General features: G+C 60.4%; 12 protein-coding genes. 1 reads left to right on the top strand and 11 read right to left on the bottom strand.

From position 1 onward, the window contains the following. Positions 1-116: 116 nt before the first annotated feature. From BFQ01_RS13975 to BFQ01_RS13965, 3 genes are all read right to left on the bottom strand, one after another. A complete protein-coding gene (locus BFQ01_RS13975; protein WP_065925721.1) occupies positions 117-884 on the bottom strand; it encodes a fimbrial biogenesis chaperone in 768 nt (255 codons plus the stop codon). 8 nt (positions 885-892) lie between these two features. Then, positions 893-1660, bottom strand: a complete 768-nt coding sequence (locus tag BFQ01_RS13970; RefSeq protein WP_235865639.1) for a fimbrial biogenesis chaperone — start codon at positions 1658-1660, stop codon at positions 893-895. 98 nt (positions 1661-1758) lie between these two features. Further along, the gene (locus BFQ01_RS13965; protein ID WP_065925847.1) at positions 1759-2340 is read right to left on the bottom strand and encodes a fimbrial protein; all 582 of its coding nucleotides are present in this window, start codon (positions 2338-2340) and stop codon (positions 1759-1761) included. Between the two features lie 371 nt (positions 2341-2711). On the opposite strand from BFQ01_RS13965, the gene BFQ01_RS13960 reads away from it, so the two are divergent. Next, complete coding sequence (locus BFQ01_RS13960; protein ID WP_065925846.1) at positions 2712-3374, top strand: response regulator transcription factor; 663 nt, start codon at positions 2712-2714, stop codon at positions 3372-3374. Positions 3375-3412: 38 nt separating this feature from the next. On the opposite strand, the gene BFQ01_RS13955 is transcribed toward BFQ01_RS13960, so the two are convergent. The 8 genes from BFQ01_RS13955 to BFQ01_RS13920 form a co-directional block, all read right to left on the bottom strand. Beyond that, positions 3413-4033: a TetR/AcrR family transcriptional regulator gene (locus BFQ01_RS13955; RefSeq protein ID WP_065925719.1), complete on the bottom strand. Its 621-nt coding sequence runs from the start codon at positions 4031-4033 to the stop codon at positions 3413-3415. 27 nt (positions 4034-4060) lie between these two features. Then, complete coding sequence (gene phaC / locus BFQ01_RS13950; RefSeq protein ID WP_065925718.1) at positions 4061-5743, bottom strand: class II poly(R)-hydroxyalkanoic acid synthase; 1683 nt, start codon at positions 5741-5743, stop codon at positions 4061-4063. Positions 5744-5831: 88 nt separating this feature from the next. Continuing rightward, a complete protein-coding gene (gene phaZ, locus BFQ01_RS13945) occupies positions 5832-6677 on the bottom strand; it encodes a poly(3-hydroxyalkanoate) depolymerase (protein WP_027605018.1) in 846 nt (281 codons plus the stop codon). 135 nt (positions 6678-6812) lie between these two features. After that, positions 6813-8492, bottom strand: a complete 1680-nt coding sequence (gene phaC, locus BFQ01_RS13940; protein WP_065925717.1) for a class II poly(R)-hydroxyalkanoic acid synthase — start codon at positions 8490-8492, stop codon at positions 6813-6815. Positions 8493-8741: 249 nt separating this feature from the next. Beyond that, positions 8742-9119: a gamma-butyrobetaine hydroxylase-like domain-containing protein gene (locus tag BFQ01_RS13935; protein WP_065925716.1), complete on the bottom strand. Its 378-nt coding sequence runs from the start codon at positions 9117-9119 to the stop codon at positions 8742-8744. A 79-nt stretch (positions 9120-9198) separates the two neighbouring features. After that, entirely contained in the window at positions 9199-10536 is a 1338-nt protein-coding gene (gene hslU, locus BFQ01_RS13930) for an ATP-dependent protease ATPase subunit HslU (RefSeq protein ID WP_027605015.1), read from the bottom strand. A gap of 37 nt (positions 10537-10573) precedes the next feature. Continuing rightward, positions 10574-11104: an ATP-dependent protease subunit HslV gene (gene hslV, locus BFQ01_RS13925; protein ID WP_010563201.1), complete on the bottom strand. Its 531-nt coding sequence runs from the start codon at positions 11102-11104 to the stop codon at positions 10574-10576. Between the two features lie 258 nt (positions 11105-11362). Beyond that, entirely contained in the window at positions 11363-12064 is a 702-nt protein-coding gene (locus BFQ01_RS13920) for an SPOR domain-containing protein (protein ID WP_027605014.1), read from the bottom strand. Between the last annotated feature and the right edge of the window lies 1 nt (position 12065).

Raw genomic sequence — 12065 nt, 5'->3', positions numbered from 1 at the left:
AGCGCGGCCCTGTCCTGACGAACAAGTACTGAACGGACGTGTTTGATTTGTGCTGCGGCGGGTCAATCAACCTCGAGAGGCAGGGACTGGACCCTGATGAACTCAGGGTGGGGCGATCATGGCGACACCTTGGCGCTGTGCTGGATCGTGAGCCCGAAGTCGTCGAGCGTCTGGAACTCCACGGTCATCTCGGCCGTACGCAACGACGCAAGCCCTGCAATCTGGAAGTGGTTGCGGCTATCGGGCGCCACCATATTGTCGCCGCTCGATGCGGCGGATTTGCGCGCATGGCGCTGCCCCTTCGCGACCACTTCGATCTTGTCGAAATTCACGTAATAGGGGGTCGGGTTATAGACCTCCAGTGACGGGCCGTGCTCGGTGGTTACGCTGCGCCACTGCAATTTGGCCGGCGCGGCTTCGGCCGCAAAGGGCAGGCTGGGCGGTCGGAGAAACACCTTGATCCTGGAGCGGAAGGCAAGTTGCAACTGGTTACCCTGGTCGGCATCTTGGGCCTGCGAAGGCACTTCGAGTAAGTTGAACCAGTACAGGCTTTCCTGCGCAGACGGCAGCGTTTCGCCGGTGTATGCCAGGCGCACGACGTGTTGCCGGCCTGGCTCGATACGAAAGATCGGCGGCGTGACAACAAAGGGGATTCCGCCGGCGTCCGGGGTAGAGTGCTCGTCACCCTTGTCCAGCCATGCCTGCATCAGGACGGGTACCTGATTCTTGCTTTCCAGCCTTACTGTGACTTCCTTGTCCTGTTGCGGATAGATGATCCGTGTGCTGCTGATCACAACGCTTGCCTGCGCCATGACGGGACAGATCAGTGCAAGCGTCAACAGGCTGAGTCTGGTTAGCCAATGTGAGATCAAAGTCGCGTTCATGCTGCGGGTTATCCTGCGGACGAAAGGGTGACAGCCGCCGTGTGCTGCACGCGGGCGCCAAAATCGCTGACGGAAACGAACTCGACCTGGGGGTTGCCGTTGGGACGAATACGCAACTGGGGCAATGCAAACAGTTTCATGTCTCCGGCCGGCAATAACAGACCGTCATTGGCCGCCTGGCTCGGCGCCTTGTTGAACCGTTTGCCTTCGCTCAGCAACGCGACCGATGCCAGCGAAATATGGTAGGGCGTGGGGTTGGTCGCTTGCAGGGCGAACCCATGGTTATGGGGGACCAGTTTCCACTGCAGTTTGGTTGCCGCGCTGCTGACGGGGTATGGCAATCCTTGTGGGCGCAGGAAGACCCGCAAGCGAGTGCGAAACGACAATTCGATCTGGTTGTTTTGCGCGGCGTCGGCGGAAGTCGGCGGCACTTCGAATATGTTCAACCAGAACAGGCTTTCGCGATCAGTAGGCAACGGGGCGCCGGAATAACGCAGGCGCAATGCCTGTTGTTGGTGCGGTTCGATGCGAAACATCGGCGGTGAGAGGGTGAACGGAGTCCGCGCAGTCGCTGGTGTCGAGTTTCGGTCGCCCGTATCCAGCCAGGTCTGTACCAATGCCGGACGATCGGCTTTATTCTCCAGGCGCACAACGACCTCCTGCTGCTCAGCGGGGTAGATCACGCGTGTGCCATGGACAATGATGCCGGCATGGGCGTTGAGCGCGTGCAGCGACAGCAGTCCGAGGGCACAGGTGGCGAGAGCACGGCGGGCCATTCTTTTAATCATTTGAAGTCTCTTCGAGTCTGGGGGCGGACCCGCAACGCAGTTGCAGGTCCTGGGTTCGAGGTCTGCGTGTGCAGACGTGTTATCCCTTACTCGGCGTATTCGACCAGGAAGCCGACGCGTGTTTTCACCGTGCCTTCGGTTGCGGCGCCGCTGGCGTACATTTGGGCTGCCAGCGGGATAATGGCCTGGTTATCGGCGATCACAACGCCCTCGGATTTTTCGGTGTAGACGTTGATCGGCGAGCCGTCGCGGTTTGTGACTTCGACCTGTACGTTCTTGGCGTTGGTGGTGTCGGAAGGGTCGTCGTAGCCGTCGATGTTCAAGCGGCCGGTAGCGACGTCAATGGCTGGGCTGGTTGGGTCGAAAGCCACCATGGCCGTGCGGCCGTTGGTGCAACTGCCTTCGCCGGGCCCGCCAATGCGAATGGTGAAACCGGTGAGGTTGGCGCGACTGCCAGCGGTTGCCAGGCGTGAAGCAGAGACGCCGCCCAGGTTGACGTCCTTGACCACTGCGCCTGTGCCAGGTGCGGCACCCTCGACGGTGCAGGTCACATCGGTCACCAACCCCGTGAAGTTGATGACCCCGTCGTTGGTGGCGAATGCGGGCCGTGATAACGCAGCCGTCAGGGCAAGAAGTGTTGCAGCGGTGGAGATAGCGGTAAATTTCATGATGATTCCGGTCGTGATTTTAATAAACGAGAGCCGCCACAGGTAAAAAAGCAGCACCTGTAGTTCGTTTCGAACTAGTCTCTAATGGCGGTTATATAATTTGGCGTGCAGTGCCAGATGGCATCTATAGCGAAGTGGCGAGTTTTATCTCGTGATAGTTCGAAAAATAATCGAGTTAACTTAGGAATTGTCTGTAGTACTGGGAATTATCTGTAGGATGTTGCTGAAGGGGTAACGCTTATTGCCCCGCTATGTTGATCCCTTGATGGGGCAGGGTATACCGTGCTCGCAGCAGCGAATAATGTTGCGGTGTTGTATTTACTTATGCGGGTTTATTTATGCCTACTTCAATATCCACCACGTATACCGTCATGCTGCTAGATGACCATGCGATGCTTCGGCAGGGGATCGAGTTGGGGTTGAGCAACGAGGCCGACCTCCATGTGGTCGGCTCTTTCGGGACGGCCAAGGAATTACTGGAAGCCCTTGCGCGGCGTCCGGCGGATGTGGTGGTAATGGACTTCATCCTGGCCCCTTCGGACAACGATGGCCTGAGTCTTATACAAGCGCTGAACCGGCGCTTCAGCCAGTGCCGGCCGTTGATTGTCTGTTCGCATTACACGCCCGCTACCGTATCACTGTCGCTGAAGGCTGGCTGTTGGGGAATCCTGGGTAAAACCCAGAACCTGACGGAGTTGATCACGGCTATTCGAACCGTCGCCCAAGGTCGAATTTATCTGCAGCCTTGCATGGTGCCTGCTTTGCAGGGCATGCAGTCAATGCTGGAAGTCGTGAGTATGAAGTCGAAAATGGACTATGCAACGCCGTTGCGCTTGCACGCCTGTCTTACGCCTAAAGAACAGGAGGTGCTGCGGTGTTTTCTGGATGGAATGTCGGTGAATTCGATTGCCGCAAAGTTCTCACGCAGTGCGAGTACGATCAGTACGCAGAAACAATCGGCTTATAGAAAATTGGGAATCAAGAATGACAGTGAGTTGTTCAAGTTTACCCAGCAATTCGGGGAGTTTGATTGATTCGGCTCAAATGTCCGCCGCAGGTTTTCGGATAATGCTTAAACATGATCGTCCAGATAGCGCAGCGCCAATCGCTCCGTGGCCTGCCGCGCCGCAGGTAGCAGATGCGGCGCCACCAGCATCATGACCTGATACACCACCACCCGCACCTCGCCCTCACGGTCGAGAATGCGTTGGTAGTCCAGGGAGAACAGCAGGGTCATGGTGATCTGCTCCACCAACTGGCCCAGCGCCTGGGTGTCACTGACCAGTTGCCCGTCCGCCTTCAGGCGCGCCAGCAAGGACGCGAGGGTGCGCTTGAGTGCGGTCAGCAGGTTGCGAATGCCCTTGGCCAGTTTCGGCAGGCGCCCCGCCAGGTTCGACAGGTCCTGGAACAAAAACCGGTATTGGGCCATGCGTTCGACGATCAGGTGCAGGAACAGCCAGTAATCCTGGGCCTGCAGTTGCGCGTCCGCCGGCGGGTCGAGCAGCGGCGCCAATTCGCCCTGGAAGCGCTCGAACAGCCCGAGCACCAGTGGCTCCTTGCCATGGAAGTGGTAGTAGAGGTTGCCGGGGCTGATCCCCATTTCATTGGCCACCTCCATGGTCGACACGTTCGGCTCGCCCTTCTGGTTGAACAACTGCAAGGCACATTCAAGGATACGGTCGCGGGTCTTCATCCAGTCTTCTTAATCTGATCGTTGAGCTCAGCGCACTCGCACGTAGGTGCCGGGCGCCGCTTCCATCGGTGGATAGTTCTGGTTGCCCAGGGCGGTGAGGGTTTCGCGCTGTACGCCCGAGCGCTGCTGGATCCACGCCAGCCACTGCGGCCACCAACTGCCTTCGACGTGGTTGGCGTCGTAGTACCAGGCACGCGGGTCGCTGCTCAGCTTGGGGTTTTCGACGTAGTTGGCCTTGGGGTTGCCCGGCGGGTTGAGGATGCTCTGGATATGCCCGCTGTTGGACAGCACGAAGCGCCGCTCGCCACCCAGCAATTGCGTGGAGCGATACACCGCGTCCCACGGCGTGATGTGGTCGTTGATCCCGGCCACGCTGAAGCTGTCCACCGTGACCTTCTGCAGGTCGATGGGCGTGCCGCACACTTCCAGGCCGCCGGGATGGCTCAGCGGGTTGTGCTTGAAGAAATCGAGCAGGTCGCCATGCAGTGCGGCGGGCAGGCGCGTGTTGTCGTTGTTCCAGTACAAAATGTCGAAGGCCGGCGGTTTCTTGCCCAGCAGGTAATTGTTGATCCAGTAGTTCCAGATCAGGTCGTTGGGGCGCATCCAGGCGAACACCTTGGCCATGTCGCGGCCGTCCAGCACTCCTTGCTGGTAGGAACGACGCTTGGCCGCCTCGAGGGTTTGCTCATCGGCGAACAGCATGGCGGGGCTGTCGATCTGGCTGTCCAGCAGGCTCACCAGGTAGCTGGCGCTGGAGATACGACGCAGCTGGCGCTTGGCTTGCAAGTGGCCTTGCAGGGCGGCGATGGTCAGGCCACCGGCGCAGGCGCCCATCAGGTTGACCTCGCGGGCGCCGGTGATGGCCCGACAGACATTGAGCGCTTCCTCCAGCGCCGCCACATAGGTGGACAGGCCCCATTCGCGGTGGCGTACATCAGGGTTGCGCCAGCTGACCATGAAGGTCTGCAGGCCGTTCTTGAGGGCGTACTGCACGAAGCTATTGGCCGGGCTCAGGTCGAAGATGTAGTACTTGTTGATTTGCGGCGGCACGATCAGCAGCGGCCTGGCGTACTGTTTTTCGCTCATGGGCTTGTATTGGATCAACTCCAGCAGCTCATTGCGAAATACCACCGAGCCTGGGGTGGTGGCCACGGTCTTGCCGACTTCAAAGGCCTGTTTGCTCACCTGGCGCGGCAGGCCGTTGTTGTGCAGCAGGTCGTCGAACAGGTTGCTCACGCCGCGCACCACACTGTTGCCGCCGGAGTTGAGCAGCTCCTTGACGGCCAGCGGGTTGAGCAGGGTGTTGGAGGGCGACACGGCGTCGTTGATCAAGGCGAAGGCAAAGTGTGCGCGGGCGCGGTCGTCGGCGCTCAGTGAGCTGTCATCGATCCACTGGCGGGTCTGCTTCTGCCAGCTCAAATAGGCTTGCAGGCTGCGTCGGTAGAACGGGTTGAGCGTCCAGGTCGGGTCGCTGAAGCGGCTGTCCCGTGGGTTGGGCTCGTGCACGGTCTCACCCAGCAGCACACGACCCAGTTGACTGCCCAGGGCCAGGGCATGACGGGCGGTATGCACCGGGTTGCGCCAGCCGTGGGCGGCAACGCTGCGCAAGGTCGACAGCAAATCCCGACCGCGCAGGCCGGTGATCGCGTTTTGTGCGTTGATGAACGCGGCAGGGGTGGGCGCCGGGTTCGTCACGGGTCTTTCTCGCATGAGCCAACACTCCTTCGTCAAGCCATCAACAGGCACGCCAATTCAGAACCATAGTCGGTTCTCGGCAAGTTGCGCGGCGGTGTGCTCCTTACACCGCTGGTCGCGGGTGAATCACGGCCCGCATGCGCTCCTCCTCGAGAAACTTCATGATGATCGGCGCCACGGCTTCAGCCCGGGTGATCAGGAACAGGTGGCCGTCATCGATGATGTGCAACTGTGCGTTGGGAATGCGCCAGGCCAGCATGCGCATGTTGACCAGCGGGATCAGCGGGTCGTCGTCCCCGGCCAGCACCAGGGTGGGCTGGCGGATCTTGTGCAGCCAGTGGATGCTGGTCCAGCCCAACCCCGCGAACAGTTGCCAGTAGTAGCCCAGCTTGCCGGCCGAGCGCACTTTGCTCGCGTGCTCGGCGGCCAGTTTCGAATCGCGGCGGAACGAACCGCCATAAATCATCGGTGCAATGCGCACCACGTGGGACGGCTGGATATAACGCCGGGGGCTCGCCATCAGCCACAGCACCTTCGGCTTGCCCGGCACCATAAAGGCCCCGGCAGCGGTCGCCGCCAGGATCAGCTTCTTGCAGCGCTCCGGGTAGTCATAGGCAAACTGCTGCGCCAACGCGCCACCCCAGGACACGCCCACCGCATTCACCTGGCCATAGTCCAGGTAGTCCAGCATGCGTGCGGTGAGCTTGGCCAGGCCGGGAAATCGATAGGGTCGGTTGGGCGTCGAGGAGCCACCCACGCCCGGCACATCGAAGGCGATCACTTCCAGGTCCGGGTCCAGGGCCTGGACGAACGGAAACACCAGCTCAAGGTTGGCGCCGATGCCGTTGAAGATCAGCAACGGCGTCAAGTGGGGCTTGCCCGGGCGTACCGCCGTGCGGATGGTCTGGCCATCCAGGTCGATGGTACGGAAGATGAACGGTTGCGGCATGGGGGAACCCTTCGATAGGTACTTCAATCCCTTGTAGGAGCGAGCTTGCTCGCGAAGGTCGTCAACGATAACGCGGGATAGCTGATGTCCCGTGTTGATCTTGAGCCTTTCGCGAGCAAGCTCGCTCCTACAGGACTAGCGTTCATGCACATAGGTACCCGGCGCCGCTTCGGCTGCGGCGTACGTCTTGTTGCCTAATACCGTCGGTGCCTTCTTCAGCTTGCCCGCACGTTCCGCTTGCCACACCTGCCAATGCAACCACCACGAATCAGTGTGCTTGGTCGCATTCTCCTGCCACTCCAGTGGCTTGCCCGCCAGGCTGTCGCTGGTCTGGTAGCGCGCCTTGGGGTTACCGGGCGGGTTGAGGATGCTCTGGATATGCCCGCTGCTCGACAGCACGAATTCCACTTTGCCACCAAACAGCTGTGCCGACTTGTAGCACGACTGCCAGGGGGTGATGTGGTCGTTGGTGCCGGCCAGTGAATAGATATCGGCCGTGACCTGCTTGAGGTCGATCGGCGTGCCGCACACTTCCAGGGCATTGGCGCGCACGAGCGGGTTGTTTTTGAACAGTTCGATCAGGTCGCCATGGAACGCCGCCGGTAAGCGCGTGGTGTCGTTGTTCCAGAACAGGATGTCGAACACCGGCGGCTCATTGCCCAGCAGGTAGTTGTTCACCCAGTAGTTCCAGATCAGGTCGTTGGGACGCATCCAGGCAAACACCTTGGCCATGTCGCGGCCTTCCAGCACGCCGGCCTGGTAGGAGTGGCGCTTGGCCGCTTCCAGGGTCTGCTCATCCACGAACAGCGCCACCTGGGTGTCCAGGGTGGTGTCCAGCACACTCACCAGCAGGGTCAGGGCGTTGACCTTCTTCTCACCCAGCGCCGCGTAGTGGCCCAGCAGGGCGGTGCAGGTGATTCCGCCGGAGCAGGCGCCGAGCATGTTGATATCCTTGCTTCCGGTGATTGCCGTGACTACATCGACCGCTTCCTTGAGCGCCTCGATATAGGTCGACAGGCCCCATTCGCGCTGGGCCTTGGTCGGGTTGCGCCAACTGACGATAAAGGTCTGCTGCCCATTGCGCAGGCAGAAGCGCGCCAGGCTCTTTTCCGGGCTCAGGTCGAATACATAGAATTTGTTGATCTGCGGCGGTACCACCAGCAACGGGCGTTCGTGCACCTGTTCGGTGATCGGCTTGTACTGGATCAGCTCCAGCACGTCGTTGCGAAATACCACCGCCCCTTCGGTGATGCCCAGGGTCTTGCCCACTTCGAACGCGCCCATGTTGACCTGGCTCGGCATGCCGCCGTTGTGCACCATGTCCTTGGCCAGGTGCGACAGGCCGTCGAGCAGGCTCTTGCCGCCGGTTTCAAAGAAGCGTTTGACCGCCGCCGGGTTGGCCGCGCTGTTGGTAGGAGCCATGGCTTCGGTCATCAGGTTGATCACGAAGTGGCCGCGGCTGATGTCCTGGTCCGACAGGTTACTGTCGCCGATCCAGTCGTGCAGTTCCTTGCGCCACGCCAGGTAGGTTTGCAGGTAGCGTTTGTAGAGCGGGTTCTGGCTCCAGGCTGGGTCGTGAAAGCGACGGTCATCGCTTTCGGGTTGCAGCTGCGATTTGCCGAACATCACGTTCTTCAATTCAACGCCAAAGTGGGCGACGTGCTTGACGCTGTGCAACGGTTGCTTGATGGCTTGGGTCAGCACCATCTTGGCCGAGGCCAGTAAATCCTTTTTACGTAACGCGATGATCGGGTTGAGCCCCAGGGTGTTTTCCGAGGCCTGGCGTTTCAAGTCATCGTTGTTCTTGTTACTCATCTACGACGCTCCATTGTCCGAAAGACGAGTACCGGGTACCGCTGCGCACCAGGTTTCGATACACAACACAAGCCAGGTACTGCGACTCGGGTGACCGTTGATACCGCATCGTCAAATGCAGGGAACTTGCCAGTTCCATTGGTTACCCGAGTTTAATTTTTTTCGCAAGCGGGCCAATCGTTGGCCACGCGACAGGGCATTCAAGCAGATGAAATTAGAAAATGCCCTCTAAAGAGCAAGAAGCCTGGACTAGAGCATCAGCCGCACGACCGACTCGCTCGGATCGCGGGTTTTGCCGGCTGCCTTGAGCTCGGCAAGATAATCGGCCCACAACGCGTCCTGACGCACGGCCAATTGGTAGAGGTAGTCCCAGGTGAACAGTCCGCTGTCATGGCCATCGTCGAAGGTCAATTTCAGTGCGTACTGGCCGGCCGGTTCGATCTTGGTCAGGCGCACGTTGAGCTTGCCGAATTGCAGGATGGGTTTGCCGTGGCCCTGGACCTCGGCGGAAGGCGAATGCACCCGCAGCAGTTCGGCGGGCAACTGGTAGACCTCGTCGGGCCCATAGGTGAGGCCGAGGGTGTTGGAGGTTTTGTGCAAATTAACAGCGGTGGGGAATTTCGGCATTGGGGACACCTTGGGCTGCAAGCTACAAGCTGCGAGTTGAATGTGCTCAACTTGCGGCTTGTAGCTTACAGCTTGCGGCTTACAGAATGTACCGTGACAAGTCCTCGTTCTGCGCCAATTCACCCAGGTGGCTGTTGACGTAGTCGGCGTCGATCTTGATCGCTACGCCATTCTGCGCCCCGGCCATGTCGCCGGCGCTGAAGGACACTTCCTCAAGCAGGCGCTCAAGCAAGGTGTGCAGGCGGCGCGCACCGATGTTCTCGGTCTTCTCGTTGACCTGCCAGGCAATCTCCGCCAGGCGCTTGATGCCGTCCGGCAGGAACTCGATGCCCAGCCCTTCGGTTTTCAGCAGCTCACGGTACTGCTCGGTGAGCGACGCATGGGGTTCGCTGAGGATGCGCTCGAAGTCGCCGGGGGTCAGCGCCTTGAGCTCTACGCGAATCGGCAGGCGGCCTTGCAGCTCGGGCACCAGGTCGCTTGGCTTGCTCAGGTGGAACGCACCCGAAGCGATAAACAGGATGTGGTCGGTCTTGACCATGCCCAGCTTGGTATTGACGGTGCAGCCTTCGATCAGCGGCAGCAGGTCGCGCTGCACACCTTCGCGGGATACATCGACGCCGCCGGAGTTGCCGCGCTTGGCGACCTTGTCGATCTCGTCGATAAACACGATGCCATGCTGCTCAACGGCTTCCAGGGCCTTGGCCTTGAGCTCTTCGTCGTTGACCAGGCGTCCGGCTTCTTCATCGCGCACCAGCTTCAGCGCGTCCTTGACCTTGAGCTTGCGGCTTTTCTTCTTGCCCTTGCCCATGTTGGCGAACAGGTTCTGCAACTGGCTGGTCATTTCTTCCATGCCAGGCGGTGCGGAAATGTCGACGCCAGAGACTTCAGCGACTTCGATCTCGATTTCCTTGTCATCCAGCTGGCCTTCACGCAGGCGCTTGCGGAACAGCTGGCGGGTGTTGGAATCCGAGGCCGGTGCGGCGTCTTCGTTGAAGCCCATGCGCGCCGGTGGCAGCAGGGCGTCGAGGATGCGTTCTTCGGCGGCGTCTTCGGCGCGGTGGCTGACCTTGGTCATTTCCTGCTCGCGCAGCAGCTTCAGGGCAGCGTCGGCCAGATCACGAATGATCGACTCGACATCGCGGCCCACATAGCCGACTTCGGTGAACTTGGTCGCTTCGACCTTGATGAACGGCGCGTTGGCCAGCTTGGCCAGGCGTCGCGCGATCTCGGTTTTACCGACGCCGGTCGGGCCGATCATCAGGATGTTCTTCGGTGTTACTTCAACGCGCAATTCTTCGGGCAGTTGCATCCGGCGCCAGCGGTTACGCAGCGCGATGGCAACCGCGCGCTTGGCATCGTCCTGGCCGATGATATGGCGATTGAGTTCATGGACGATTTCGCGGGGAGTCATGGACATAGTGTTTGGCGGCCTCAAGCGGGAATAAGCCTACGGCTTACTCGGCGAGGTCCTGCTCCTCAATGGTGAAGTTGTGGTTGGTGAACACGCAGATGTCGCCGGCGATGCCCAGGGCAGTCTCGACGATTTCGCGGGCCGACAGGTCGGTTTTCTTCAACAGTGCGCTGGCTGCGGCTTGTGCATAACCACCGCCGGAGCCCATGGCGATCAGGCCATGTTCAGGCTCAACCACATCGCCGTTACCGGTGATGATCAGGGACGCATCTTTGTTGGCGACGGCCAGCATGGCTTCCAGGCGGCTGAGGGAGCGGTCGGTGCGCCATTCCTTGGCGAGTTCGACCGCGGCGCGTACGAGGTGGCCCTGGTGTTTTTCCAGTTGGCCTTCGAAACGCTCGAAGAGGGTGAAGGCGTCGGCGGTGGCACCGGCAAACCCGGCGAGGACCTGGCCGTGGTACAGGCGACGGACTTTCTTGGCGTTGCCTTTCATCACGGTATTGCCCAGGGAAACCTGGCCGTCGCCGCCCATGACGACTTTGCCGTGGCGACGTACTGAAACGATGGTGGTCAAGGGGAGAGTCTCCACGCAGCGGGGCGAAAATGCCCTGATGGAAACTCATATGGGGGTGGCGGGGGGGATTTCAACCGTGGGGGTTTAAGGCGGACGAGTGGTGTTTATCGGTCTGACACACATTTCAGGGCGCTGCAAAACCAAATGTGGGAGGGGGCTTGCTCCCGATGGCGGTAGATCAGTCAATATTTTCGGTGACTGATACACCGCTATCGGGGGCAAGCCCCCTCCCACATTTTGATCGGTGTTGAGTTTGAATCAGCGGCTCTGGCGCTGTTGTAACAACAGGTTGCTAAACCCGGCGCCGGCCAATTGCTTCTGCGCCACGGTCAGCTGTTCGCGGTTGCTGAACGGCCCCACCAGCACGCGATACCAGGTTGCGTCCTTCACCGTGCCGGACTCCACCGTCACCGTCTGGCCCAGCAGAATGATCTGCGCACGCACACGATCCGCATCCGCCTGCTTCGGGAACGAGCCCGCCTGCAGGAAGAACTTGGTCACCGGCGCGGCCTTGGTTTCGGCAACCGGTGGTGCTGGCGGCGGAGTAATCCCGGCCAACGCCGCCTGGGCCCGCGCCGTGTCGATTTTCGCCGCTTCCGCAGGGGTTACCGGGGTGGTCGGCACTTGCGGCGTCGGCAGGGTTTTCTCCGGCACGGCGTCAGGCGGCACGATGACTTCCGATTCCGGCAGCAGCGTATAGAAATCGTACTTCGGCTTTACCGGTGCCGTCGGGCTCGGCGCAGTCTTGTTGGCTTCAGCCATTTTCGTGGCCTTCTGCTGCTCCTGCTTGACCCGTTTGACGTCATCGCCCTGGCCTGGGTCCAGCTTCATCAGGAACACAATGAACGCGCCGACCGTAAGGCCGATCGCCATCCACAACCAACCCGGGATCGGCTTCTTCGCCGGGGCCTGGTAGCGGCTGGCGCCGCGCTTGGGTGCAGGTTTTTTCTTGGCAGCCAAC

This window comes from Pseudomonas sp. 8 R 14, from assembly GCF_900005955.1.
Classification (GTDB): domain Bacteria; phylum Pseudomonadota; class Gammaproteobacteria; order Pseudomonadales; family Pseudomonadaceae; genus Aquipseudomonas; species Aquipseudomonas marginalis.
Note: the sequence above shows the minus strand (reverse complement) of the source record. Positions and strands in the feature narration are given on the sequence as shown.